Here is a 25,167-nt window from a genome sequence, read left to right as displayed (position 1 = left end):
CGGCGCCTCAGCCGGCCACCCGGACCATGTCCGCCTGCGGCCCCTTCTGGCCCTGCGAGATCTCGAACTCGACCCGCTGACCCTCCTCAAGGGTGCGGTAGCCGTCCATCTGGATCGCGCTGTAGTGGACGAATACATCCGCACCACCGTCGACCGCGATGAAGCCGTACCCCTTCTCCGCGTTGAACCACTTGACGGTGCCCTGAGCCATGCCTAACTCCCCTATTACTGGCCCTTGCGCAGGACCGCACTCCGCGGACCCGGGTCAGACCTCACCCCGCGAATGGCCCGTGGGGTGTGCGCCGGAACGCGTCGACCGCCGCTGAATGTATCTGCACAGATGCCCAGAGCAACAGGTCAATCGGACGAGAATTCTGGGGCCGGGGAATCGGCAATATGCGGTGAAATCCCAGTTCTCCAGGGCAAGTCGGGCCGGGCATAGCTCACCTAGGCGACAAATTCCGCCCACACTTTGGCCACAACTGATCGCGAACACATATGCGTTCGGCACGCGCATGGTGATATCCGGAGGGGGATCACCCCAATGGTATCTCCTTTCACAACATGGAATTGCCCCGTCCGCTTTCTGGCGGACGGGGCAATTCCGGTCATGCAGGTGAAGAGTTGGCGCAAATCAGCAGCCGCCGGCCACCGCCGGGATGATCGAGATACCCGCACCGTCCGGCGTGGGCGTCTCCAGTCCCTGCTCGAAGCGCACGTCGTCGTCGTTGACGTAGACGTTCACGAAGCGGCGCAGCTTGCCGGCGTCGTCCAGCACACGGGCCGCGATGCCCTGGTGGTTCTGCTCCAGGTCGGCGATCACCTCGGAGAGGGTCGCGCCCTCGGCGGGGACCTCGGCCTGGCCACCGGTGTACGTGCGGAGGATGGTGGGGATGCGGACCTTGACGCTCATGGTTCTGCCTTCCAGGGGTACGGAGTACGAGTTCGAGGGCTGGGGCGCGGCCTCGTCCGCCGGACGGGCCGGCGGGCCTCAGCCGGCCAGACCGGCCGCGCGGAACGCGTCCAGGTTCGGACGGATCGTGGCCGTGGGCCCGGAGGTCGGGGCGACCGCGTCGAGTGTCTTGAGTCCGTCACCCGTGTTGAGGACGACGGTGGTCAGGGTCGGGTCGAGCACGCCGTCCTCGATCAGCTTCTTGGTGACGCCGACGGTGACCCCGCCCGCGGTCTCCGCGAAGATCCCTTCCGTCCTGGCCAGCAGCTTGATCGCGTCCACGACCTGCGCGTCGTTGACGTCCTCCACCGCACCGCCCGTACGGCGCGCGATGTCGAGCACATACGGACCGTCGGCCGGGTTGCCGATCGCCAGCGACTTGGCGATGGTGTTCGGCTTCTGGGGACGGACCACGTCGTGCCCGGCCTTGAAGGCCGCCGACACCGGCGAGCAGCCCTCCGCCTGGGCGCCGAAGATCTTGTACGGCTTGTCCTCAACCAGGCCGAGGGCGATCAGCTCCTTGAGCCCCTTGTCGATCTTCGTGAGCTGCGAGCCGGACGCGATCGGGATGACGATCTGGTCCGGGAGCCGCCAGCCCAGCTGCTCGCAGATCTCGTAGGCGAGCGTCTTGGAGCCCTCGCCGTAGTAGGGGCGCAGATTGACGTTGACGAAGCCCCAGCCCTCGCCCAGCGGGTCGCCGATGAGCTCCGAGCAGAAGCGGTTGACGTCGTCGTAGTTGCCCTCGATGCCGACCAGGTCACCGCCGTAGACCGCGGCCATGACGACCTTGCCGGCCTCCAGGTCGTGCGGGATGAAGACGCAGGACTTGAAGCCGGCCCGGCGCGCCGCGGCGCCGACCGCACCGGCGAGGTTGCCGGTGGAGGAGCAGGAGAGGGTGGTGAAGCCGAAGGCGCGGGCGGCCTCGACGGCGATCGCCACGACGCGGTCCTTGAAGGAGTGTGTCGGGTTGCCGGAGTCGTCCTTGACGTACAGACCGCCGGTGACGCCCAGCTCGGCGGCGAGCCGGTCGGCCTTGACCAGGTTGGTGAAGCCGGGGTTCAGGTTCGGCTTCTCGGCCACATCGGTGGGGACGGGCAGCAGCGGGGCGTAGCGCCAGATGCTGTTCGGACCGGCCTCGATCTGCTTCCGCAGGCCCTCGGGGTCGCCGCTCGGCAGGTCGTACGCGACTTCGAGCGGCCCGAAACATTCCTGGCACGCGAAGATCGGGCCGAGCGGAAAACGCTGTCCGCACTCGCGGCAGGACAGGGCGGCGGCGGGACCCAGAGCGACGGTGGGGGTGTTTTCGGTGACTTGCACAGCCATGGAGGCGAGGCCCTTTCTCCTCATCTTCCTCGCGGCGAATCTCGCCACGAGACGGATTTGGCACCTTCCCTAGCCGGGAGCCTCACGCGCGCGGGACGTCTGTGTCCTGGCGGCAAGACCGGCTGGAGGGTTGCCGGGGCTTCAACGGGCCGTATCCCTCTGCCCCTCTGGATGAGCGGTATGGCACTGGGCGAACCCAGGCGTTTGTGGTGCGGTGACCCCGACATGCGGCGGTCATCCGCGTTGTTCAAGACTGTAACCGAAGGCACTGACAGTTGAGATAGTCGTCCGAACCGCGAGATGGATCACACAGGCCGCCGATCGGGCGGCGACCGAGGAGTCGTAGACGTGCTGGAAGAGGTCGAGAGCTGGCTGACCAGCCATTCCTGGTCGGCCGCGGACCGTCCGCTGGGTCAGCTGCTGGAGGCGAAGCGCCAGACGGGCCGTACGGTCAGCGTCGTGCTGCCCGCACTCGACGAGGAGGCGACCGTTGGGGCGATCGTGGCGGCGATCCGGGCCGGGCTGATGACCGAGGCGGTCCCGCTCGTCGACGAGCTGGTGGTGCTGGACTCCGGCTCCACCGACCGCACCGCCGAGGTCGCGGCGGCGGCCGGCGCGCGGGTGGTGCACCGCGACAGCATCCTGCCGCGGCTGCCCGCCCTCCCCGGCAAGGGCGAGGTGCTGTGGCGCTCCCTCCTGGCCACCACCGGCGACATCATCTGCTTCATCGACGCCGACCTGCGCGAATTCTCCGCCACCTTCGTCTCCGGGATCGTCGGCCCGCTGCTGACGGACCCGGACCTCCAGTTCGTGAAGGCGATGTACGACCGCCCTCTGGAGACCACCGGCGAAGCGGCCGGGGCCGGCCAGGGCGGCCGGGTCACGGAGCTGGTCGCCCGCCCGCTGCTCAACCTGCACTGGCCGCAGCTGGCCGGCTTCGTCCAGCCCCTGGGCGGCGAGTACGCGGCCCGCCGCTCCCTCCTGGAGCGCCTCCCGTTCCCCGTCGGCTACGGCGTGGAGCTCGGCCTGCTCGTCGACGCCCTGCACACCGTCGGCCTCGACGCCCTCGCCCAGGTGGACGTCGGCGTCCGCAAACACCGCCACCAGGACGGACAGGCCCTCGGCCGCATGGCCGCCGCCATCTACCGCACCGCCCAACTCCGCCTGACCCGCGGCCACTTGATCCGCCCCCGCCTCACCCAGTTCGACCGCGGCGAATCCGGCTTCGTGCCCCGCACCACGGACGTGGACACCGAGGAACGCCCCCCGATGACCGAAATCCCGGAGTACGCGGCACGACGGGCGGCGTGAGCCGCGTGCCGTACGTGAGCCGTCAGGCGTACGTGAGCCCTCAGGCGTCGAAGTCGTACTCCAGCACGTAGGCGGACGAGTCGAGGATCATCTCGTTGACCTCGACCGTGCGGCCATCCGCCGTCATGGCCATGCGGCTGATGAGGGTGACGGGCGTACCCGCCGGGAGGCGCAGCCGCTCGGCCTCCTCCGGCGCCGGCATACGGGAGCGCACCTCTTCCCGGAAACGGGCAGGAGCCGCGCCCAGCTCGGCGAGCCGGGCGTACGTGCCGCCCGCCCCGGTGTCCGGCTGCGTGATCGCCGATCCCGCGACAAGAGCAGCCGGGAGGCAGGAGGTGGACAGCAGCACCGGCTTGCCGTCGAGCACGAAGCGGCGGCGCCGCACGATCACGGCGTCTCCGGGTGCAATGTCCAGTCGTGCCGCGACGGCTTCCGCCGCCGGCTCCTCGTCCACGGTGACCTCGTCCACCACCAGGTCACGGTCCGGAACATCGGCCGACCAGACCGACCTCCCTTCGCCCCACTGTTCCCGCGCCAGTCGCGGCACACCCCGGCGCCGGATCGGCTGGAAGTCCCGCACGAAGACTCCGGCGCCCTTGCGGGCCTCGGCAAGCCCCTCCGACGTGAGCACACCGAGCGCCTGTCGTGCCGTCATCCGCGCCACGCCGTGCCGGTCCATCAGCTCGTTCTCGCCCGGCAGCCGGTCGCCGGGCCGGAACTCCCCCGCCGCGATCGCCTGCTTGAGCGCGTCGGCAATCCGGCGGTACTTGGGCGACGAGCTCTCCTGTGCGGCCATGGCGATGCATCCCTCCTGACGATCTCTGGACATCCTAGAGATCTGTTCGAGTGCCACGGCATCGCCATCCAACCGAATCCTCCAACATCTCTGGAGAGCTAACCGCAGCCGCGGCGACCGTCTCGGCTGCGGGCACCCAGAGCCCACGGAGCCCGATCCGCTGTGGCCCTTCAATGCCTTCCAGCCGGGCGGCGGCTGAGGACACTCCCCGGCCCGCCCCCCTTGACCACTTCCGTACGTTTGCGCGGATCTGTGGCGGGTTACTTTCGCGACATGATGTCCGAGGGCAGTGCGGTGCGTGAAGGTGCTGAGGTTCTTGTTGCGTCCAATCGTGGGCCGGTGTCGTACGGCCTGGAGGAGGACGGGACGCTGACCGCCAAGCGGGGCGGTGGCGGGCTGGTGTCGGGGCTTTCCGCCGTTGGGCCCGAGACCGATGCGGTGTGGGTGTGTGCCGCGCTGGGTGACGGGGACCGGGAGGCCGTGCGGCGGACGGGTGGTGTGCTGGATACCGGTGACACCGGTGGACAGCGTGTCCGGATGCTGGATATCCCTGCCGGGGTGTACGCCGACGCCTACAACGGCGTCGCGAACTCCGTGCTGTGGTTCGTCCACCACATGCTCTACCAGACACCGCTGGAGCCGGTCTTCGACGCGGAGTTCCGGGCGCAGTGGGCGTCCTACGAGGCGTACAACGCGGCCTTCGCCGACGCGCTGGCCGAGGGGGCGGCGCCCGGGGCGGCCGTCCTCGTGCAGGACTACCACCTGGCGCTGGTGCCGGGCATGCTCCGCGAGCGCCGCCCCGACCTGCGGATCGCGCACTTCTCGCACACCCCGTGGGCGCCCGCCGAGTACTTCGCGATGCTGCCCGACGACATCCAGCGGCAGCTGGCGCTGGGCATCCTCGGTGCGGACCGGGCGAACTTCCTCACCCGCCGGTGGGCCGACAACTTCCTGGCCTGTGCCGAGACCGGGCTCGGCGGGCAGTGCGAGCGCGTCCGGCCGGAGGACGGGGCGCCCGGCATCGTCGCGCTCGTCCCGGAGCGCACGGCGCGCACGACCTGGATCGGCGTGCACGGTCTCGGCGCCGACGCCGGTTTCCTGCGCGAGCGTGCGCACCGCCCGGACGTCGAGGAGCGGATGACGGCGCTGCGGGCGCAGATCGGCGGGCCGGAGCGCCGGACCATCGTGCGGGTGGACCGCACCGAACTCTCCAAGAACATCGTGCGCGGGCTGCTCGCCTACCGGCGGCTGCTCGCGGACCACCCCGAGTGGCACGAGCGGGTCGTGCACCTCGCCTTCGCCTATCCCTCACGCCAGGACCTCGCCGTCTACCGCGACTACACCGCGGAGGTCCAGAGGGTGGCCGAGGCCGTCAACGCCGAATACGGGACGGCGGGTTGGCAGCCCGTCGTGCTGCACGTCAAGGACGATTTCGCCCGCTCGCTGGCCGCCTACCGGCTCGCGGACGTGGCCCTCGTCAACCCGATCAGGGACGGGATGAACCTGGTCGCCAAGGAGATCCCGGTGGTGTCGGACGCCGGCTGCGCGCTGGTGCTGTCGCGGGAGGCGGGCGCGCACGAGGAGCTCGGCGCGCATGCGCTCACCGTCAATCCGTACGACGTCGTCGGAACCGCCGAGGCGCTGCACCAGGCGCTGTCGATGGACGACGGCGAACGCGCGGCCCGCACCGAGCGACTGGCCACGGCGGCCACCGCGCTGCCGCCCGCCCGCTGGTTCCTGGACCAGCTGCGGGAGCTGCGGGGGGAGGATGCGGGGCGAGGAGGCTTCGCCGCAGGCTTGAGCCGTGACCCGTGATCCATGACCCGTGACCCATGGCTCGTGACGGGCGGGGTGAGGGCTTCGGGCCGCCCGCCTGGCCCCTGTCCCGGAAGCCGTCCGCGCCTACGCGGTGGGCGTCCCGCTTCCGCCCAGTCGGTCCGCGAGGGCGGCGAGCAGGCCGACGACTCCGGACGGGCCGTCGACCACCAGGTCGGCGCGGTCGGCGAGTTCGGTGACCTCGTTGCTGCCGCTGCACACCAGGACTCCGCTCAGGCCGTCGGAGCGGAGCTCTTCGACGGCGGCGAAGGCGGCCAGGTCGCCGAGGTCGTCACCGGCGTAGAGGACGGTGGCGGCGCCGGTCTCGCGGACCCATTCGGCGAGGGCGACGCCCTTGTCCATGCCGGGCGGGCGGAGTTCCAGGACCAGGCGCCCCGGTTCGACGATCAGGCCGTGGCGTTCGGCGAGCGCGGTGAGCGGGCCGCGGAGCCGGTCGAAGGCGCCCTGCGGGTCGGTGGCGCGGCGGGTGTGCACGGCGATGGCGCGGCCGCCCTTGCGCTCGACGGCGGTCTCGGTCCAGGTGCCGTGCCAGACCCCGGAGGCGTCCAGGACGGCGGGGAGTTCGCTCTGCACGGCGGCGACTCCGGGGTGCGGGGCGGGCGCGTGGACGGTGCCGGTGGCCGCCTCCCAGCGCTCGGCGCCGTAGTGGCCGAGGACGGTGAGGTGCTCCAGACCGGGCACGTCCGCGAAGCCGCCGAGGCGGACCGCGACGGTGGCCGGGCGGCCGGTGATCACCACGGCGGCGCGCAGCCGGGGCACCAGGCGGCCGAGCGCGGCGACGGCGCCGGCATGGGCGCGGGCCTGCTCCGGGTCGGGGACGATCTCGGCGAGGGTGCCGTCGAAGTCGAGGGCGATGACGGCCTGTTCGGGGCATGCCAGCAGCGCGGCGAGACCGGCGCGGCCGGCCGGGGTGTGCGGGGTCGGCACGGGTCCGGGTGTCGGCTGGAACTGCGGCGCGGCGTTCGGGGGGCTGCCCATGGCGCCGACCCTACCGGCGGGGCGCGGCCCCCGGGGGTACCTCCGGCGGCACCGGGTGGCACACGGGCGCCTACGGGAAGCGCGGCAGGGGCGGCCGGTCAGCGGCAGGCGGGGCGCCGGGGTGAGCGACGGCCAGGGGTCAGCGGCGGGCCCGCCGCGCCTCCCGTATACGCCGCAGGCGGTTGACGGTGACGGGGTCGTGGGCGACTGCGCGGGGGTCGTCCAGGAGGGCGTTGAGGAGTTGGTAGTAGCGGGTCGGGGAGATGCCGAGCTGTTCGCGGATGGCGCGCTCCTTGGGGCCGGGGCCGGGCCAGGAGCGGCGTTCGACGGCGAGGACCGCCTCGTCGCGGGCGGACAGCCCAGGGGCGCGCCCGGCGGCCCCGGGCCTGCCGCCCGGAGCGCCCGCACCCGCCGTGCCGCCCGTCATCACGCTTCCACGATAAACGCACGGTCGGACATCGCCCGGACCGTCGCCCCGGCCGCACCCCGCCGGGGCGGCCGCCCGTGGACCCGCCCGCCCCGCGTCATTCGGCGGCGCTGTCCGTCGTGTCGGCGATGTTCTGGATGTCGGTGAGGACACCGTCCGGGTTGCCGCGCGGGCCGACCGCGGCGCCCATCTTCGCCTTGACGGTCTTGGAGATCAGCGGCCAGGAGGTCTTGTTCGCCGGGTAGAACTCGGCGTTGGCGAGCTGCTTGAGGAAGCCGTGGAACTTGGCGAACTTGTCGTCGGCCAGCATCGCCTGGGAGGCGGCGGTGGTGACCGGCAGCAGACCGTATTCGCCGGAGAACTTCTCGACGTTCTTCTTGCTGTAGACGAAGTCGAGGAACTTGCCGGCCTGGGTCCGGTGGCCGCCCTGCTTGAAGGCCATCATCCAGTCGGCGACACCCATGGTGGCCTTGGCCTTGCCGTGGGCGCCGGGCAGTTCGACGGTGCCGTAGTCGATGCCCTTGGCCGCGGCCTGCTTCATCAGGGTGGGGTGGCCGTTGAGCATGCCGACGTCACCGTCGGCGAAGCCCGCGAAGGCGTCCTCGCGGTTGAGTTCGGCGGGGTCGGTGCCGGTCAGGCCCTTGCCGACGAGGTTCTCCCGGAGCCACTTGAAGGTCTTGACGTTCTCCGGCGAGTCGATCGTGTACTTGCCGATGCCGTCGGTGTAGCCGCCGCCGCCGCTGAGCATCCACTGCATCGTCTCGGCCTGGGTCTCCTCCGGGCCGAACGGCAGCGCGAACGGCATCTTGACGCCCCGCGCCTTCAGCAGCTGGGCGTCGTGGGCGATGTCGTCCCAGCTCGCCGGCGGGCTGCTGATGCCGGCCTCGGCGAACAGCTTCTTGTTGTAGAAGAGCCGCCGGGTGCTGGCGCCGAACGGCATGCCGTACTGGACCCGCTTGTACTCGCCGGCCTCCGCGAGGGAGGGGGTGAAGTCGGCCTGGGTGGGGATGGAGAGCAGCTGGTCGGCGCTGTAGAGCTGGCCCTTGGCCGCGTAGTCGGCGTAGGCGCCTATCTGGGCGAGGTCGGGGGCGTGGCCCCCCTTGACCATTTCCTCGACCTTCTTGTCGACGTCCGTCCAGCTGTACACCTCGACATCGACCTTGATGCCGGGGTTCTTCTTCTCGAAGGCGCGGGCGAGGTCGTCCCAGTAGTGCTGGGAGCCGTTGGCCTCGCTGTCCCCGTAGTCCGCCGCGACCAGTTTGAGAGTGACGTCGTCGTCGCTACCGCTGCCGCTGCCGCAGCCGGTAAGAGTCAGTGTCATGGTGGTGGCGATTGCCGCCGCCAGGCTCAAGTACCGCCGCTGCACTGCTGTCCCGCCCTTTGCTGAAGTCCGTGCTTGTCGGGGATTCCCCCGGCCGCCTCAGGGGTCGCCCTCGAACGGCATGAACAGCGAGTCTCCCCCGCGCTCTTTATAAGGTCTACACCACCCTCCGTTTCGCTCCGGCACCGGCCTGACGACGGCACATCCACCCCGATCACTCCCGCGAGTGGACTAGACCTTTCCCGCCGGATCGCGCGAAACTGTTCCCGTGAGACATGTCATCGCCCTGGATGTGGGCGGCACCGGAATGAAGGCCGCCCTCATGCGGGCGGACACCGCGTCGCCCGGGAGCACGCCCCCCGAGCTGCTGTACGAGGCACGGCGCCCGACCGGCCGCGAGGACGGCCCCGCGGCGGTGGTCGAGGCCGTCCTCGGCTTCGCCGCCGAGCTGCGCGACCTCGGCGCGGCCCGCTACGGCACCCCCGCCGCGGCGGCCGGCGTCGCGGTCCCCGGCATCGTCGACGAGCACTCCGGCACCGCCGTCTACGCCGCGAACCTCGGCTGGCGGGACGTCCCGATGCGGGCGCTGCTGTCCGAGCGGCTGGGCGGGGTGCCGGTCGCCCTCGGCCACGACGTCCGGGCCGGCGGCCTGGCCGAGGGCCGGATCGGCGCGGGCCGGGACGCCGAGCGGTTCCTGTTCGTCCCCCTGGGCACCGGGATCGCGGGCGCCATCGGCATCGGCGGCCGGATCGAGGCCGGTGCGCACGGCAGCGCGGGCGAGATCGGCCACATCGTCGTACGGCCCGGCGGGCGCGCATGCGGCTGCGGGCAGCGCGGCTGTCTGGAGACGCTGGCCTCGGCCGCCGCGGTCGGCCGGGACTGGGCGGCGGCCTGCGGCGATCCGCGGGCCAACGCGGCGGACGCGGCCAAGGCCGTGGCGTCCGGCGACGCGCGGGCGCACGCCGTGTGGCAGCGCGCCGTGGACGCCCTCGCCGACGGTCTGGTCACCGGCCTCACGCTGCTCGACCCGCAGACGCTGATCATCGGCGGCGGGCTCGCCGAGGCGGGCGACACGCTCTTCACACCTCTGCGGGAAGCGGTCGGCCGGCGCGTTACGTTCCAGCGGCTCCCCTCGATCGTTCCGGCGGCTCTGGGGGACGCCGCCGGGTGCCTGGGCGCAGGACTGCTCGCCCGGGATCTTCTCTCCACGGAGGTATCCGCCTGATGGCACAGCAACAGCGCGCGCCGCGGCCCCCGGACTCCGGGCGCACCGTCCTGACCGGTGCCCGGATCGCCCGGCCGTCCGGCGTGGTCGAGCGCGGCCGGATCACCGTCGAGGGCGGGTTCATCGGCGACGTCCACAGCCGGGACCTCGATCTGGCCGAGGGGGCGTCCGGCACCGTCATGGACCTCTCGGGCCATCTGATCGTCCCCGGCTTCGTCGATATGCATGTCCATGGCGGCGGCGGTGGCTCGTTCTCGTCGGCCGACCCCGAGGAGTGTCTGCGGGTCATCGAGACCCATAGGAGGCACGGCACCACCTCGATGGTCGCCTCCACCGTCACCGGCGAGCTGACCGACCTGGCCCGGCAGGCCGCGGTGCTCGCCGAACTGGTGCAGCAGGGCGAGCTGGCCGGTATCCACTTCGAGGGCCCGTTCATCTCCCCGCACCGCTGCGGCGCCCACCAGCCCGAGCTGCTGCGCGACCCGGACCCGGCCGACGTCCGCAAGCTCCTCGACGCCGCGCACGGCACCGCGGTGATGATGACCGTCGCCCCCGAACTGCCCGGTGGCCTGGCGTCCGTACGGCTGCTCGCCGACGCGGGGGTGGTCGCCGCCCTCGGCCACACCGACTCGTCCTACGACGCCACCCGCGAGGCCGTCGACGCGGGCGCCACCGTCGCCACCCACCTCTTCAACGCGATGCCCCCGCTGGGCCACCGTGCGCCCGGCCCGGTCGCCGCGCTCCTGGAGGACGAGCGGATCACCGTCGAGCTCATCAATGACGGCACCCATCTGCACCCCGCGGTCCTCCAACTGGCGGTCCGCGAGGCCGGCGCCGACCGGGTCGCGTTCATCACCGACGCGATGGGCGCGGCCGGCATGAACGACGGCAGGTATCCGCTCGGCCCGATGCAGGTCGAGGTCAAGGACGGCGTCGCGCGCATCAGCGAGGGCCCCACGGCCGGTTCGATCGCCGGCTCCACCCTCACCCTGGACCGCGCCTTCCAACGCGCCGTCACGGTCGACGGCCTGACGGTCGACCAGGCCGTACAGTCACTTTCGGCCACTCCGGCCCGTCTCCTGGGCATCGACGACCGGACCGGCGCCCTGCAGACCGGCAAGGACGCCGACCTGGTGGTACTGGACGCGGCGTACGAGGTGGTGGGCGTGATGCGCCGGGGCGCGTGGCTGGTGCGCCCGCCGGGCGTCTGACCACCGGGCGTCCCAGGCGCGGGCCGCCGAGGCGCCGCCCGCGCACCGGCCGGGTATCCGGCCGCCCCTCCCACCAGCCGTGGACCGGCCACCGCGGCCGGTCCGGGTCTGGGCCAACCACCACCGGCGATGGCATGATCGCTCGCGCACTTGTCCGCATGCCACCGCCGTACGCGGTTGCCCGACGCCCGGCCGCCCGGCCATGACTGCCCGGAGGGGCGACCATGATCCTTACGGTCACGCTGAACGCCGCCCTGGACATCACCTATCGCGTCCCCCGGCTCCACCCGCACACCACGAACCGGGTCACCGATGTGTCCGAACGCCCCGGCGGCAAGGGCCTGAACGTCGCCCGGGTCCTGGCCGCGCTCGGCCACCGCACGGTCGCCACCGGTTTCGCGGGCGGCGGCACCGGCGAGGCGCTGCGCGCCCAGCTCGCCGACACCGATGTCACCGACGCACTGGTCCCGGTCGGCGGCGCCACCCGCCGCACGGTCGCCGTCGTCGACGCGGCCACCGGGGACACCACGCAGCTCAACGAGCCGGGCCCGACGGTCTCCCCCGCCGAGTGGGACACCTTCCTCGGCACCTACCGCGAACTGCTCGACGGGGCACGGGCGGTGGCCCTGTGCGGCAGCCTCCCGCCGGGCGTCCCGGTCGACGTCTACGCCCGCCTCACCCGCGCCGCGCGCAGCGCCGGGGTCCCGGTCCTGCTCGACACCAGCGGCGAACCGCTGCGCCGCGGCCTGGCCGCCCGCCCCGACCTCGCCAAGCCCAACGCCGACGAGCTGGCCGCGCTCACCGGCAGCACCGAGCCGCTGCGCGCCGCCCGCGACGCCCGCCGCCGCGGCGCCCATGCGGTGGCCGCCTCACTGGGCCCGGACGGCATGCTCGCGGTGACCGCCGACGGCACCTGGCAGGCCGCCCCGCCCCGCCGGATCGCCGGCAACCCGACCGGCGCCGGCGACTCGGCCGTGGCCGGCCTGCTCTCGGGCCTGGTGGAGGACCTCCCGTGGCCGGACCGCCTGACCCGGGCGGTGGCCCTCTCCGCGGCGACCGTCCGGGCCCCGGCCGCGGGCGAGTTCGACCCGGCGACGTACGAGGAGCTGCTGTCGCACGTGGTGGTGACGGATCATCCGGCGGTGGCGTGAGGCGTGCGGGGAGCGGTGGGGCAGCCGGGCAGCGCCTGCGGCCGGAGGCGTACTGACCGTGGCGGGCGGCCGTATCCGGCCTGACCGGGATCACCGCCGCCGCCCGCAACCGGACCGTTCACGTGCGGCCTGCGACGCGCCTCAGCGGCACCGCCGCCGGTCCCTCAGCTCCGGGCGAGCCAGACCCGGTCGAGGTTCACATCGCACTGGTTGCCGCTCTCACAGGACAGCTTGACGGTGTTGGTGCCCTTGTTGAGCTGCACAAACTGCCAGCTCCTGGTCCAGCCCTTGTCCCAGGCGCCCTCCGGGGCGTGGGCGAAGTTCTTCAGCCGGATCGACCGGCTGTCCGCCGTGCCGTTCACGTTCAGGGTGAGGTTGGCGTCCTTGCCGGGCACGCCGTAACCGACCCAGAGCTTGTACTTGCCGGACGCCTCGACATCGACCGACCAAGTGGCCGCCGCTCCCTCGGCGTTCATGCCGGCCACGTAGACCCCGCCGGGCGAGCGCGCGCCCGGCACGTCCTTGGCCGTCGTCGCGCCGCCCTCCAGGCGCAGGCTGCCCGCGTCCTCCCTGGGCAGCTTGCCGGGCTTGGGCTTGGTGGCCGGCTCGTCGGAGGGCTTGACCGTGTCGCCGGCCGTGGGGCCCTCCTTGCCGGCCTCGGTGCCCCCGGAGTCCTTGCCGTTGGTGAGCATCGCGACGCCGATGCCTATGCAGACCACCGCGACCACGGCGACCGCGCCGATCAGCAGGCCGTTGCGGCCGCGGCGGGGCTCCTGGCCGCCGCCGGCCGGGACGGAGCGCGTGCGGTCACCGCCGGGGAGCGTCTCCGGCGCGGCGTAGTGGGCGTTCTGCTGGCCGTACGTCACCTGCTGCGGGGCCTGCTGGCCGTACTGGCGCTGGCCGACCGCGCGCACCTGGTTGTAGGACGTCCGCGGAACCCCCGGCTGCCGCGCCGCGGCACCGTCGCCGGCCGAGCCCTGAGCGCCGCCCTCGCCGCCGTCCGAGCGGTAGAGGTAGGCGAACGGGTCGTCGTTCTCCGGCGTGTCCGCGCCGTTGTTGCCGGCCGTCATTCCGTGTCACTCCCAAGCGATCTGTGCGCGTCTGTACGCGTCTCTACGCGTCCGCAGGCTTCATTGCGCGAACTGTCTTTCGGGCCCCCGGCGGCGCCGCGCCGCATCGGCGCAGCCTACCCCGTCGCGGCCCCCACACACCGGGCCCGAAGTGCCACAAGATCGCTACGGATCGGTGAATTGCTGGTGTGCGGGCCAAAGGGCGGCCGGTGTGAGATACGCGGCATCGTGGCGGACCACCGGCCGCTCAGCCCGCCGCCCGGCGGTTCGCCTTCGAGCGGGAGCGCTTCTCGACGTACATCCGCTGATCGGCCGACTCCAGCACCTCCTCCGCCGACATCCCGCAGCTCGCCCAGCCGATGCCGAAGCTGGCGCCCACCCGGACGGCGCGGCCCTCCACCCGGATCGGCGGGATGATCGCGTTCCGCAGCCGGACCGCCAGGTCCTGGGCGTCGGCGGTGCCGAGGCCGTCGGCGAGCACCACGAACTCGTCGCCGCCGAGCCGGGCGACCGTGTCGCCGTCCCGGACCCCGCTGGTCAGCCGGCGGGCGACCTCTATCAGCACCGCATCGCCGGTGTTGTGCCCGAAGCGGTCGTTGATCGACTTGAAGCCGTCGAGGTCGCAGAAGAGCACCGCGAGCCCCTTGGAGCCGTCATCGGCCGGCCCGTCCGCGGGGGCGACGAGATGCACATGGTGGTCGAACGGGGGCGGGGGCCCGCCCTCGAAGCCGTCGAGCCCGTCGAAGGGCTCGTTCCCGTCCGGCCGGAAGCCGTGCGGATCGTGGGGATCGGTGCCGAGGACGGCCGAGGAAGCGTAGGCGTCCGCCATCGAACCGGCCGGACGGGAGCACAGCCGGGCGCCGAGCCGGGCCCGCAGCTCGGCGCTGTTGGGCAGGCCGGTCAGCGAATCGTGGCTGGCGCGGTGGGCGAGCTGGAGCTCGTGCCGCTTGCGCTCCTCGATGTCCTCGACGTGGGTGAGCAGGAAGCGGGGGCCGTCGGCGGTGTCGGCGACGACGGAGTTGCGCAGCGAGACCCAGACGTACGTGCCGTCCCGGCGGGCCAGCCGCAGCTCGGCGCGGCCGCCCTCGGCGGAGGTGCGCAGCAGCGTGCCGATGTCCTCGGGGTGGACGAGGTCGGAGAAGGAGTAGCGGCGCATCCCGGAGGCCGGGCGGCCCAGCAGCCGGCACAGCGCGTCATTGGTGCGGAGCAGCCGTCCGTGCTGGTCACCGCCCATTTCGGCGACGGCCATCCCGCTCGGCGCGTACTCGAAGGCCTGCCGGAAGCTCTCCTCGCTGGCGCGCAGCGCCTGCTGCTCGCGCTCCAGCCGGACCAGGGCGCGCTGCATGTTGGCCCGCAGCCGGGCGTTGCTGATCGCGATGGCGGACTGGAAGGCGTACATCTGCAGGGCTTCCTGGCCCCAGGCGCCGGGCCGCCGGCCGTTGCGCGGCCGGTCGACGGAGATCACCCCGAGCAGTTCGCCGCCGCCGTTGGCCGCGGTGTACATGGGCGCGAAGAGGCGGTCCATGGGGTGCCACTCGTCGGGGAAGCGGGGCGTGGGACCGGCCGTGTGCCACTGCGGTACGTCGTCGTCATCGAGCACCCAGCCCTCGGTGTGCGAGATGAAGCACAGGTCGCCCCAGCGCTCGCCCATGGACAGCCGGCGTTCCCAGGAGGCGCGGGAGCCGACCCGTCCGGCCATCAGCGCCTCGGCGCCCGCGCTGCCGGCGACCGCGGCGACGACGAGGTCGCCGTCGGGCCGCACGAGGTTGACCGCGGCGAGCTCATAGCCGAGCCCGGTGATCACTCCGTCGGCGACGGTCTGCAAGGTGTCCGCAAGGCTACGTGCGGTATTCAGCTCGGCGACCACTTGGTGCAGCTGCCGCAGGGTCGCAAGACGGACGTATGGCTCCGACTCGGTCTCCATCGCTCGCTCTCCCTGAGACCTCGACAGCAAACTCCACGAATTCTTGTCGTCCGATTCCCCGCTCACTGAATCACAGTGAGCTGTTCACTCGGTACACAGGGTCAACAATTAGCGCCTGCTGTGACTCAAGTCACAAGCGATGAACGACGGTTGGCGATCTTCCATAAAACCGCCACGGGAGCGCGCCTTCACTCTTTCTACACTTACAGAACGCAAATTCCGAGCGATTCCGGGCCTCCGTCGCGAGACCTGGGACGCGGCTGGTCCGGAGGCCCGATGCGAGCCGTGCGCGGCCGAAGTTAGCGTTTATGGCGTGTTCACGAAGACCCCTGCCGAAACGGCGGCTTCCGGGCCCGTCGCCGACCTCGCACCCACCGCTGCCCTCACTTCCGTGCCGGGCGGCCCGCCGATCCCGCATGCTGTGGGGGTGAGTGACGACGAGTTCCGTGCCGCCCTGGCCCGCCTGGCCGCCGGCGTCGTGCTGATCACCGCCCACGACCCGGACGACGGGCCGCGCGGCGAGGACGTCGGCATGACCGCCACGGCGTTCCTGTCGGTGTCCCTCGACCCGCCGCTGGTGATGGTGAGCGTTCGCAACGACTCGCGGATGGACGACCTGCTGGAGCGGCAGCCCGACTGGGCCGTGTCGGTGCTCTCGGGACACCAGCGGCAGATCGCCGGACGATTCGCCATGAAGGGCCGCATCAGCGACCGGCTGCTCTTCGAGGACATTCCGTACGTTCGGGGTGAGACGTCCGGCGCACCCCTCGTCGGGGGCGCGCTGGCGAACCTGGAGTGCCGCACCGAGCAGCGGGTGCCGGCCGGCGATCACACGCTGGTCATCGCACGTGTACTGGCGACGTCGGTCCCGAGCCGGGAGGACGGGCCGCTGACGTACTTCCGGGGGAAGTACCGGCAGTTGAGGTAAGGACGGGGCAGGTGGGGTGGCCGGCGCCGCTCGGGCGGCCTGCGCGGCCCGGTCAGCCCCAGTCGCGGCCCGAGCGCCCGCGCTTGGTCTCGCCGCGCTGCTTCTTCTCGCGCAGCCGCCGCTCATTGATGCCCCGTGGGATGCGCGACTTGCGGCGCGGCTTGGGCGGCGGGGCGGTGGCCTCGGCGAGCAGCGAGGCCAGCCGGACGGCGGCGGTCTCGCGGTTGCGCCACTGCGAGCGGTGCTCGGAGGCCCGTACGGACAGCACGCCGTCGACCAGCCGGCCCGCCAGCCGCTCCAGGGCGCGCTCCTTCCACACCGGCGGCAGCACCTGCGTCTTGCCGAGGTCGAAGCGCAGCTCGACCTGACTGTCGCTGGTGTTGACGTGCTGGCCGCCCGGACCCGAGGAACGCGAGAAACGCCAGACGAGCTCCGCCTCTGGAAGGACGACCGCACCGCGGATGACATAGGGCCCGGACATGAGTCCTATGATCCCGCGCCGCGCGCACACCCGTCACCCGCTTTTCGGGGTGCGCGCAGAGCATTCACATCAGAATTCGGCAAAGAGAGTAAAGACTGCTGGAACCTCACGGTCCCCTCATGGCGTTGTGGAGGGTGACGGTAGCTTCGTGCGCAGTGCGGAGCCCGACGCTTCGACGAGTCGACAAGGAAAGGGACTTCCCATGGCTGTAAGCCTGTCCAAGGGCGGCAACGTCTCCCTCACCAAGGAGGCACCGGGCCTGACCGCCGTCACGGTGGGCCTCGGCTGGGACGTCCGCACCACCACCGGCACGGACTTCGACCTCGACGCGAGCGCCATCGCGGTCAACCCGAGCGGCAAGGTCTTCTCCGACCAGCACTTCGTCTTCTTCAACAACAAGGCGACGCCGGACCAGTCGATCGTCCACACCGGTGACAACATCACCGGCCAGGGCGAGGGCGACGACGAGCAGATCAACGTCAACCTCGCGGCGCTGCCGGCCGACATCGACAAGATCGTCTTCCCGGTCTCGATCTACGACGCCGAGAACCGCAGCCAGAACTTCGGCCAGGTGCGGAACGCCTTCATCCGCATCGTCAACCAGGCCGGCGGCACCGAGATCGCCCGCTACGACCTCAGCGAGGACGCCGCCACCGAGACCGCCATGGTCTTCGGCGAGCTGTACCGCAACGGCGCGGAGTGGAAGTTCCGCGCGGTCGGCCAGGGTTACGCGTCGGGCCTCGTCGGCATCGCGCAGGACTTCGGCGTCAACGTCTGAGTCACAGCTGAGTCAGCGCTGCACCGCGTCGCATCACGTCGCGTCGCCTCGTAGCCAGCGCAACGGAGGGCCGGTTCCCCATGGGGGGCCGGCCCTCGGCGTGTTTGCGGGGCCGGCGCGGGCGGCGGGTGGCGCACGGCGGCGCCGAGGGCCCGGTGGCGTGGCAGGCGCCGCGCAGGGCCCGCCTCACCCGCTCAGGCGACCTCGTCCGCAACCGCTTCGGGTGGGGCGGACAGCGTCGCCACCTCGTCCAGCGACAGCCCCAGCGCCCCGGCCAGCGCGGCGATCGTGAAGAACGCCGGGGTCGGCGCCCGGCCGGTCTCGATCTTCCGCAGCGTCTCGGCGGACAGCCCCGCCGCCGCCGCGACCTCGACCATGCTCCGCTCGCCGCGCGCCGACCGCAGCAGCGCGCCGAGCCGCTCGCCGCGTTCACGTTCCCGAGGGGTCAGAGGAGTTCGCACCATGCCCGTGATACTAATACCGGTAAACAAATACCGGTAAATAAATACCGGCCGGTGGTGAAGTGCCGCCTGTGGCTGCCCGGATGCGGGCGCGGGCGGCGATGAGCGGGAGGGCGAACCCATGGTGGAGATCAAGACGGACGCGGCACTGGACGCGATGCGGGTGGCCGGCCGGGTCGTCGGCGAGGCGCTGGCCGCGGTGCGGGCGGCGGCCGCCCCGGGCATGCGGCTGCGAGACCTGGACGAGGTCGCCCGTACGGTGCTGCGCGAGGCCGGCGCCGACTCCCCGTTCCTCGGCTACCGCCCGTCCTTCGCGCCCACCCCGTTCCCCGCCGTCCTCTGCGTTTCCGTCAATGACGCGATCGTGCACGGCGTCCCGGACGGGACCCGGCTGCGCGACGGCGACCTGGTGAGCATCGACTGCGGCGCCCTGGTGGACGGCTGGGCCGGCGACGCGGCGGTCAGCTTCACGGTGGGCACCGCACGCCCCGAGGACCAGCGTCTGATGGACACCACCGAGCAGGCGCTGGCGGCCGGTATCGCGGCGGCCGTGGTCGGCGCCCGGATCGGCGACATCTCCCATGCGATCGGCAGCATCGGGCGCGCCGCCGGCTACGGCATCCCCGCCGACTTCGGCGGCCACGGCATCGGCCGGCGGATGCACGAGGACCCGGGGGTCCCCAACGAGGGGCGCCCGCACCGCGGCATGATCCTCCGCCACGGTCTGGTCCTCGCCATCGAGCCGATGTTCCTGGCCGGCGGCGGCGACGACTACTACGCGGCCGGCGACGGCTGGACCCTGCGCACCACGGACTCCTCCCGCGCCGCCCACTTCGAGCACACGGTGGCGGTCACGGATGCGGGGCCGCGGGTGCTGACGACGCCGTGAAGGGCGCGGCCCGTACGCGGGCGGCGCCCTTCGTTGCCGGAGGCGGCGGCTACTCGCTCAGCGCGTCCGCTCCCGCCTGCGCGAACTGCTCGTCCTGGGCTCCGCTCGGCGCGCCCCCGACCCCGATCCCGGCGACCGGCGCGCCCTCGGCCCGGACCGGGACCCCGCCCGCCAGGAAGAGCGTGCCGGGGATGTCCTTGAGCGTGGGCGCGTCACTCAGCCGCCCCACCAGCTCCGAGGTCGGCGTGCCCCAGGAGACCGCGGTGTACGCCTTGCGCGCGGCCGACTCGTACGACTGCGGCCCGGCGCCGTCGCCCCGCAGCTGGACGAGGGTGTTGCCGTCGCGGTCCACGACGGCGACCGAGACGTTGCGGCCCGCCTTCTTCGCGGCGTCCAGGGTGGCCTGCGCGGCCTTGGTGGCGGCGGCGAGGGTCAGGTGGCTGGTGCTGCGCGTCAGGTCCTTGCCGACGGTGACCGGCTGGGCGGGAGCCGGCGAGGCGGAGGCGTCCGAGGGGGCGGCGGTCGCGGAGACGGCCCCGATCGTGGCCGCGCCGAGCAGGGCGGCGGCGAGGGCACCGCCGACGACCCGGCGCCGGCGCGAGCGCTGGGCCGTCACCAGGGCGGAGGCGGAGTGGTCCTGTGCGTTGATCTGCGAGTTGAGCTGCGGGTTCATGGCGTGGGCTCTCTTCGGGGCGGTGGCCGGCGGGTGTCTCCATCGTCGAAGGAGCGCGGTGCCTCACGCGTCGCCGTACCGGCCGGGATCGCCGTGCATGATGGGGGATATCGGTGTCGTCCGATCGGTTGATGCGGACGGCTCCCCGCCCGGGCTACACCTACGCGGTCAGCGTGTACGCGATCCACGTACCCGCGGTCCCCGCGCACCCGTTTCCGCCCACGAGGCCGGCGCGCCACCGCCGCCCGGCCGTCCCGTCCGGGGAGCACCCGACGAGGAGAGCCACGTGCACACCACCCCGCAGCCCCCGGCGGCGGACCCGCCCCGCGAGCCCGGCCCAGCGCACGGCCCCGGCCTGCCGCGCGAGGCCGACCCGGACGCCCGGTGGCTGGGTCCCGTCTTCCACGTCGCGTTCTTCCTGCTGCTCGGCGCCTCGCTCGCGCGCTTCCTGCTCCGGCACCCCGGTGAGCCCCGCACTCCGTGGATCATCGCCCTCAGCCTCGTCCTGGGCCTCCTCTACGTCCTCGGACCGTCCCTGGGCTCCCGGCCGCACCAGGCGCGGCGGCCCACGGCCCGCCGGCTTCTCTGGCTGGGCGCGGTCGTGGCCACCTGGGTCGTCCTCGTGCTGCTCGCGCCGAGCTTCGCGTGGTGTGCGGTGCCGCTGTTCTACACGGGCCTGCGGACGCTGCCGGCCGGTGCGGCGTCGCTGCTCGTGGGCGTGCTCACGGTGTTCGTCGTGGTCGCGCAACTACGGCTGTCGACCGGCCCCGACCCCAATCTGCTGCTCGCCCCACCGGCCGTCGCCGCGCTCGCCACCGCCGTGTTCGTGCACATGGAGCGGCAGGCCGTACGCCAGCGGGCGCTCATCGACGATCTGATCCGCACCCGCCGCGAACTGGCCGCCACCGAGCGGCGCGCGGGCACGCTGGCCGAGCGGCAGCGGCTCTCGATGGAGATCCACGACACCCTTGCCCAGGGGCTGTCCAGCCAGCAGATGCTGTTGCAGGCCACCGCCCGTACCTGGGACTCCGACCCGGCCACCGCCCGCGGTCACATCCGTACGGCCACCGAGATCACCGCCCGCAACCTCGCCGAGGCCCGCCGCTTCGTCCATGACCTCGCGCCCGCCGACCTCGCCGACGGCACCTCGCTCCCCGAGGCCCTGCGCGAACTGGCCGCGCGAACAACGCAGTCGGAGCTGCACTCCGGCCCGCCGCCGTCACCGCGGAAACAGCCGACCGTTCGACAGGCGCCGGAGCGGCAGGCGGCCGTTCAGGAACCAGCCGACGAGGGGCCGGCCGCCCGGCAGCCCGGCGGCGAGCGACCGGCCGCCCGGCAGCCCGGCGGCGAGCGGCCCGCAGCACAGAGACCGGCGGTGCAAGGGCCGACGGTGCAGGGACCGGCAGTGCCACGGTCAACCGCCCGGCAATCGGCAGCGGAGCAATCAGCAGCGCAGCAACCAGCGGCACAGCAACCGGCAGCGCCGCCCGGCCCCGGCCCCCGCGGCCCGGTCACCGTCCGCTTCCGTGAGGACGGCACCCTCGTGCCGCTCCCGGACCGGGTGGCGTCCGCCCTGCTGCGGATCGCCCAGGGAGCCCTGGCCAACGTCCGTGAGCACGCCGCCGCGACCACCGTCACCCTGACCCTCAGCTACCTCGGCGATCAGGTCGTCCTGGACATCGCCGACGACGGCCGGGGCTTCACCCCGCCACCGGCCCCCTACAGCCCCTCCGCCCCGGTCGCCCCGGCCACTGCCGCCGACCGGGTCCGGGGCCACGGTCTGCCCGCGATGTATGCCCGGATGCGGCAGCTCGGCGGCACCCTCACCATTGAATCCACGCCGGGCGAGGGCACCGTCCTGTCCGCCGCTGTCCCCCTGGAGCACACCCCATGACACCGTCCGCCGGCGCCCCCGCGCACACCCCCGTACGGGTCCTGCTCTGCGACGACCACGCCGTCGTACGCGCCGGACTGCTCGCCCTGCTCAGCAGCGCCCCCGGCATCGAGGTGATCGGCGAGGCCGAGGACGGTGAGGAGGCGGTGGCGATGGCTGCCGCACTCCGCCCGGACGTCGTTCTGATGGACCTCCAGCTCGGCTCCGGCATCGACGGCATCGAAGCCACTCGACGCATCGCCGCCCTGGGCGACCGGCCGCGCGACGTGAGCCGGGACCGGAGCCCGGACCGGCCCACCACACCGCCGACTCCGCCCACTCCGGCTGCTCCGGCCGCTTCCCCCACTCCGTCCGTTCCCCCCGCTCCGGCCATTCCGCACGTACTCGTCCTGACCACCTACGACACCGACGCCGACATCACCCGCGCCATCGAGGCCGGCGCCACCGGCTACCTCCTCAAGGCCGAGCGGCCGGAGGAGCTGTTCTCCGCGATCCGGGCAGCGGCCGCGGGCCGCACCACGCTCTCGGCGCCGGTCGCCCACCGCGTCCTCGCCCAGATGCGCAGCCCACGCCCCGGCCTCACCGACCGGGAACGGGACATCCTCGGCCAGCTCGCACACGGACTGAGCAACCGCGAGATCGCCCGCGCCCTCTTCATCAGCGAGGCCACGGTCAAGACGCACCTGGGCCGCATCTACGACAAGCTCGGTGTGGACACCCGCGCCGGCGCAGTCTCCGTCGCCAAGGAACGCCGCCTCCTCCCTTGAGCGGCCTGCCTGCACCCGACGGGCTGCCTGCGAGGGGCCGCCCGGTCACGGACAGACCCCCCGAGGCTGCCCGCGACCGGGCGCCCGCACCGGCGTGACACCATCACCACGTGATTGACCTCGGCTACTCCCTCTCCCGCCGCTTTCCGGACCCGCCCCAGACGGACTACCGGACCGCGGATGTGCGCGCCCTGCGCCACGACCTCTTCTGCGGCGACGTCTATATCGCCGACACGAAGGCGGACCGTGAGCTGTCCACGGCCTGGGGATGGGTGCCGGTGCTCGACTTCGCCTGGGCGCTCTGCGACATCGTCGAGCAACTGGACACCGACCCCCGGGGCAGCCGCTCCGCCCGCCCGGTCCATGCCGAGCTGGACTTCACCGAATCCGCCGACCGGATCTTCTTCGAGCGCCGCTTCGGATGGGTGGACATCGACGCGGACTGGATGGCCGCCGACGAGGCCCCGCTCACCTTCAACCACGCCGCGCTGCGCCGCGAGGCCCGCGACTTCCTGCACGACCTGATCGCCGACCTCACCGATATGCACGACGGCCTCGGCGACAACCCCGCCATCTGGGACCTCCAGGCTCGCTTCCCCCGCGTCTGACCCGGGGGAGAGAGGCCGGCAGACGCCCGGGCTCCGGCCGTACGCGGGGCCGGCGCCGTACGCGAGGACGGGCGCCATACGCCGCGCCCCGCCCGGCCGCCCTCACTCCACCCGTACGCCTATCTGTGCGGCGAACACCGGGGCCAGGTCCAGTAGTTGAGCCGGGCTGATCACCGCGCCCGAGAGCCGGTCGATCCCCCGCGCGATGTCCAGCGCGGCCGCGCCCCGCAGATCCACGTCCTTCATCCGTGCCTCGGAGAAATCCGCCCGCGTCAGGGTGCAGTCGTCGAACGTCACCCGCTCCAGCACCGCTCCCGCGAAGTCCGCCTCGACCAGCACACAGCCCTCGAAGGCGACGTCCCGCAGCTTCGCCTGCCGCAGGTTCGGGAAGTCGATCTTTCCGCCGCGCACCACGACCCGCTCCAGCACCGCCCCGTGCAGTTGGGTCCCGCCGAGCCGGGCGTCCGTCACCTCCACATCGCGCAGCGATGCCTGGGAGAGATCCGTGCCGACCCCGCGGACGCCGCTCAGCACGCTGTCGATGAACCGCGCCCGGCCGAGCACGGTCTCGTCCAGCGCGCACCGCCGTACCGCGCAGTCCATGAAGCGTGCGCCGCGTGCCGACTGCCCGGCCCAGTCGGCGTCCGCGAACTCCAGCCCGTCGTAGTCCCCTTCGGCCGCCAGCTCGCCGCCGGCGTACGCCGCCAGCTCAGGAAGCCGCACCTCCGGCCGCCGCACCGCCCGCACCGTCTCCTTGCCGCGCCCTGCCACGCGATCACCGCCTTCCCGCCGTCCGTGGCCCCGTCACGCCTGCCCACCCATCGTGAACCACACCACTGACAATGCGGTCTGACCTGCGGAAATGCTTGGGTCCCGGGATGTGTGGCGGTTCGGGGAGCGAGGCCCGGCGGGCCGACACCGCCGACCCGCCGGACCGTCTCGCCCTACCGCACCACCGCCATCTCCCGCGCCGTCCGGTTCAGCCGCCGGCCGCCGGACTCCGTGCACGTCACGATGTCCTCGATCCGGACGCCGAAGCGGCCCGGCAGGTAGATGCCCGGCTCGATCGAGAAGCACATCCCGGGGACCAGCGGCAGATGTTCCCCCTCGACGAGGTAGGGCGGCTCATGGGTGGTCACCCCGATGCCGTGCCCGGTCCGGTGGATGAAGTACTCGCCGTACCCCGCGGCCTTGATCACCTTCCGGGCCACCCGGTCGACGTCCTGGCACGCGATGCCCGGCCGCACCGCCTCGAACGCCGCCTGCTGGGCCTCCCGCACGATGTCGTGCACCTTGCGCTCCTCGGCGCCCGGCTGCCCGACATGCACGGTCCGCGAGGTGTCCGACCCGTAGCCGTCCTTGAGGCCGCCGAAATCGAGCACCACCATGTCACCGTCCTCGATGACCCGCTCCCCGGCCTCGTGGTGCGGATTGGCCCCGTTGGGGCCCGACCCCACGATCGTGAAGTCCACCTGGCTGTGTCCGTGCTCGGTCAGCAGCCGGGCCAGGTCCGCCGCCACTTCGGACTCCCGCCGCCCGCCGAAGCGGACGGTCAGGATCTCCTCGTACGTCGCGTCCGCGGCGGCCCCGGCCGCGGCCAGCAGCTCGACCTCGTGGGTGTCCTTCACGGCGCGCAGCATCGGCAGCGCCTCCGTCAGCGCGGCGTACCCGCTGTCCGGCACCGTCCGCTGGAGCCCCAGCAGATGCATCGCCCAGGTCGAGTCGGACATCCCGTAACGCCCCTGTGGGTCCATCCACTTGGCGAGCGCGGCATACGGGTCCGAACCATCGGTCCACCCCGACACCTCCATCGCCCAGGCCCCCGGGGAGCACTCCGCATCCGGGTACTCCAGTACGGGCACCAGCAGCCGCGGGCGCCGCTCCGGCTCGATCACCAGGGCGGTCAGCCGCTCGGTGATCGCGGTCGGCCGGTAGCCGCACAGCCACGTCAGATCCGGCCCCGGCGTCACGATCAGCCCGGCCAGCCCGGCATCGGCGGCGGCCCGGCCGGCCCGCACCATCCGCCGCTCGTAGTCCACCTGCGTCATCGAAGTCACCATGGCGGCGAACTTACGCCGATCCGGCCCCGCCGGCCCGCCAATTCCCTCCCGTCCGGGCCTCTTCACTCCTCCAGTTCACGCCGCCCGTTCACCCCACCGGCCC

25 protein-coding genes and 1 riboswitch are annotated in these 25,167 nt (G+C 72.6%); of the genes, 11 read left to right on the top strand and 14 right to left on the bottom strand.

Features of this window, described 5'->3' with window-relative positions; translation table 11 throughout:
* Nucleotides 1–7 precede the first annotated feature (7 nt).
* The 3 genes from ACFW5B_RS30380 to thrC form a co-directional block, all read right to left on the bottom strand.
* Entirely contained in the window at nt 8–211 is a 204-nt protein-coding gene (locus ACFW5B_RS30380) for a cold-shock protein (protein ID WP_003986833.1), read from the bottom strand.
* A 423-nt stretch (nt 212–634) separates the two neighbouring features.
* Complete coding sequence (locus ACFW5B_RS30375) at nt 635–913, bottom strand: MoaD/ThiS family protein (RefSeq protein ID WP_018089727.1); 279 nt, start codon at nt 911–913, stop codon at nt 635–637.
* A gap of 78 nt (nt 914–991) precedes the next feature.
* A complete protein-coding gene (gene thrC / locus ACFW5B_RS30370; protein WP_386446543.1) occupies nt 992–2,275 on the bottom strand; it encodes a threonine synthase in 1,284 nt (427 codons plus the stop codon).
* A 17-nt stretch (nt 2,276–2,292) separates the two neighbouring features.
* A riboswitch (SAM riboswitch) is annotated at nt 2,293–2,453 on the bottom strand.
* 170 nt (nt 2,454–2,623) lie between these two features.
* Between thrC and ACFW5B_RS30365 the strand changes: the two genes are divergently transcribed.
* Nucleotides 2,624–3,586, top strand: coding sequence for a glucosyl-3-phosphoglycerate synthase (locus ACFW5B_RS30365; protein ID WP_386446540.1), 963 nt, complete (start codon nt 2,624–2,626; stop codon nt 3,584–3,586).
* Between the two features lie 40 nt (nt 3,587–3,626).
* Here ACFW5B_RS30365 and ACFW5B_RS30360 read toward each other — a convergent pair whose 3' ends face one another.
* Entirely contained in the window at nt 3,627–4,382 is a 756-nt protein-coding gene (locus ACFW5B_RS30360) for a GntR family transcriptional regulator (RefSeq protein ID WP_386446537.1), read from the bottom strand.
* A 273-nt stretch (nt 4,383–4,655) separates the two neighbouring features.
* Between ACFW5B_RS30360 and ACFW5B_RS30355 the strand changes: the two genes are divergently transcribed.
* Nucleotides 4,656–6,197: a trehalose-6-phosphate synthase gene (locus ACFW5B_RS30355; protein WP_386446535.1), complete on the top strand. Its 1,542-nt coding sequence runs from the start codon at nt 4,656–4,658 to the stop codon at nt 6,195–6,197.
* Nucleotides 6,198–6,284: 87 nt separating this feature from the next.
* Here ACFW5B_RS30355 and otsB read toward each other — a convergent pair whose 3' ends face one another.
* From otsB to ACFW5B_RS30340, 3 genes are all read right to left on the bottom strand, one after another.
* Nucleotides 6,285–7,196 (bottom strand): trehalose-phosphatase, encoded by a 912-nt coding sequence (otsB, locus tag ACFW5B_RS30350; protein ID WP_386446532.1) that lies wholly within the window; start codon nt 7,194–7,196, stop codon nt 6,285–6,287.
* A 139-nt stretch (nt 7,197–7,335) separates the two neighbouring features.
* On the bottom strand, nt 7,336–7,623 hold the full coding sequence (locus tag ACFW5B_RS30345; RefSeq protein ID WP_386446529.1) for a DUF3263 domain-containing protein: 288 nt from the start codon (nt 7,621–7,623) through the stop codon (nt 7,336–7,338).
* Nucleotides 7,624–7,720: 97 nt separating this feature from the next.
* The gene (locus ACFW5B_RS30340; protein WP_386446527.1) at nt 7,721–8,944 is read right to left on the bottom strand and encodes an ABC transporter substrate-binding protein; all 1,224 of its coding nucleotides are present in this window, start codon (nt 8,942–8,944) and stop codon (nt 7,721–7,723) included.
* Nucleotides 8,945–9,212: 268 nt separating this feature from the next.
* Between ACFW5B_RS30340 and ACFW5B_RS30335 the strand changes: the two genes are divergently transcribed.
* The 3 genes from ACFW5B_RS30335 (at nt 9,213) to ACFW5B_RS30325 (ending at nt 12,531) form a co-directional block, all read left to right on the top strand.
* Nucleotides 9,213–10,169: an ROK family protein gene (locus tag ACFW5B_RS30335; RefSeq protein ID WP_386446524.1), complete on the top strand. Its 957-nt coding sequence runs from the start codon at nt 9,213–9,215 to the stop codon at nt 10,167–10,169.
* Nucleotides 10,169–11,380 (top strand): N-acetylglucosamine-6-phosphate deacetylase, encoded by a 1,212-nt coding sequence (gene nagA / locus ACFW5B_RS30330; protein WP_386446521.1) that lies wholly within the window; start codon nt 10,169–10,171, stop codon nt 11,378–11,380. The genes ACFW5B_RS30335 and nagA overlap by 1 nt, the downstream gene beginning before the upstream one ends.
* A gap of 224 nt (nt 11,381–11,604) precedes the next feature.
* Entirely contained in the window at nt 11,605–12,531 is a 927-nt protein-coding gene (locus ACFW5B_RS30325; RefSeq protein ID WP_386446518.1) for a 1-phosphofructokinase family hexose kinase, read from the top strand.
* Between the two features lie 164 nt (nt 12,532–12,695).
* Here the strand turns inward: ACFW5B_RS30325 and ACFW5B_RS30320 are convergent, their stop codons facing one another.
* Entirely contained in the window at nt 12,696–13,601 is a 906-nt protein-coding gene (locus tag ACFW5B_RS30320) for a CBM35 domain-containing protein (RefSeq protein ID WP_386446515.1), read from the bottom strand.
* A 247-nt stretch (nt 13,602–13,848) separates the two neighbouring features.
* Entirely contained in the window at nt 13,849–15,525 is a 1,677-nt protein-coding gene (gene cdgB / locus ACFW5B_RS30315) for a diguanylate cyclase CdgB (protein ID WP_386446512.1), read from the bottom strand.
* Between the two features lie 313 nt (nt 15,526–15,838).
* Between cdgB and ACFW5B_RS30310 the strand changes: the two genes are divergently transcribed.
* The gene (locus ACFW5B_RS30310) at nt 15,839–16,453 is read left to right on the top strand and encodes a flavin reductase family protein (protein WP_386446509.1); all 615 of its coding nucleotides are present in this window, start codon (nt 15,839–15,841) and stop codon (nt 16,451–16,453) included.
* A 52-nt stretch (nt 16,454–16,505) separates the two neighbouring features.
* On the opposite strand, the gene arfB is transcribed toward ACFW5B_RS30310, so the two are convergent.
* A complete protein-coding gene (arfB, locus tag ACFW5B_RS30305) occupies nt 16,506–16,934 on the bottom strand; it encodes an alternative ribosome rescue aminoacyl-tRNA hydrolase ArfB (protein ID WP_386446506.1) in 429 nt (142 codons plus the stop codon).
* A 202-nt stretch (nt 16,935–17,136) separates the two neighbouring features.
* Here arfB and ACFW5B_RS30300 point away from each other — a divergent pair, with 202 nt between their 5' ends.
* Nucleotides 17,137–17,712: a TerD family protein gene (locus ACFW5B_RS30300; RefSeq protein WP_386446504.1), complete on the top strand. Its 576-nt coding sequence runs from the start codon at nt 17,137–17,139 to the stop codon at nt 17,710–17,712.
* A gap of 194 nt (nt 17,713–17,906) precedes the next feature.
* Here ACFW5B_RS30300 and ACFW5B_RS30295 read toward each other — a convergent pair whose 3' ends face one another.
* Nucleotides 17,907–18,176 carry a helix-turn-helix domain-containing protein gene (locus tag ACFW5B_RS30295; protein WP_386446501.1) on the bottom strand — a complete coding sequence of 90 codons (270 nt, stop codon included), beginning with the start codon at nt 18,174–18,176 and terminating at the stop codon, nt 17,907–17,909.
* Nucleotides 18,177–18,294: 118 nt separating this feature from the next.
* Between ACFW5B_RS30295 and map the strand changes: the two genes are divergently transcribed.
* Nucleotides 18,295–19,062: a type I methionyl aminopeptidase gene (gene map, locus ACFW5B_RS30290; protein WP_386446498.1), complete on the top strand. Its 768-nt coding sequence runs from the start codon at nt 18,295–18,297 to the stop codon at nt 19,060–19,062.
* Nucleotides 19,063–19,111: 49 nt separating this feature from the next.
* Here map and ACFW5B_RS30285 read toward each other — a convergent pair whose 3' ends face one another.
* Complete coding sequence (locus tag ACFW5B_RS30285; protein ID WP_386446495.1) at nt 19,112–19,735, bottom strand: heme-binding protein; 624 nt, start codon at nt 19,733–19,735, stop codon at nt 19,112–19,114.
* A 286-nt stretch (nt 19,736–20,021) separates the two neighbouring features.
* Here ACFW5B_RS30285 and ACFW5B_RS30280 point away from each other — a divergent pair, with 286 nt between their 5' ends.
* From ACFW5B_RS30280 to ACFW5B_RS30270, 3 genes are all read left to right on the top strand, one after another.
* Nucleotides 20,022–21,629 (top strand): histidine kinase, encoded by a 1,608-nt coding sequence (locus ACFW5B_RS30280; RefSeq protein ID WP_386446492.1) that lies wholly within the window; start codon nt 20,022–20,024, stop codon nt 21,627–21,629.
* Entirely contained in the window at nt 21,626–22,396 is a 771-nt protein-coding gene (locus ACFW5B_RS30275) for a response regulator (protein ID WP_386446489.1), read from the top strand. Before ACFW5B_RS30280 ends, ACFW5B_RS30275 begins: the two co-directional genes overlap by 4 nt.
* Before the next feature lie 110 nt (nt 22,397–22,506).
* Nucleotides 22,507–23,004: a hypothetical protein gene (locus ACFW5B_RS30270; RefSeq protein ID WP_386446486.1), complete on the top strand. Its 498-nt coding sequence runs from the start codon at nt 22,507–22,509 to the stop codon at nt 23,002–23,004.
* 102 nt (nt 23,005–23,106) lie between these two features.
* On the opposite strand, the gene ACFW5B_RS30265 is transcribed toward ACFW5B_RS30270, so the two are convergent.
* Complete coding sequence (locus ACFW5B_RS30265) at nt 23,107–23,751, bottom strand: pentapeptide repeat-containing protein (protein WP_386446575.1); 645 nt, start codon at nt 23,749–23,751, stop codon at nt 23,107–23,109.
* A 197-nt stretch (nt 23,752–23,948) separates the two neighbouring features.
* A complete protein-coding gene (locus ACFW5B_RS30260) occupies nt 23,949–25,052 on the bottom strand; it encodes a M24 family metallopeptidase (RefSeq protein WP_386446572.1) in 1,104 nt (367 codons plus the stop codon).
* Nucleotides 25,053–25,167 lie beyond the last annotated feature (115 nt).

Origin of the sequence: Streptomyces sp. NPDC058773 (assembly GCF_042746015.1) — a bacterium.
Lineage (GTDB): Bacteria > Actinomycetota > Actinomycetes > Streptomycetales > Streptomycetaceae > Streptomyces.
This window is presented reverse-complemented; position numbering and strand designations above follow the sequence as displayed.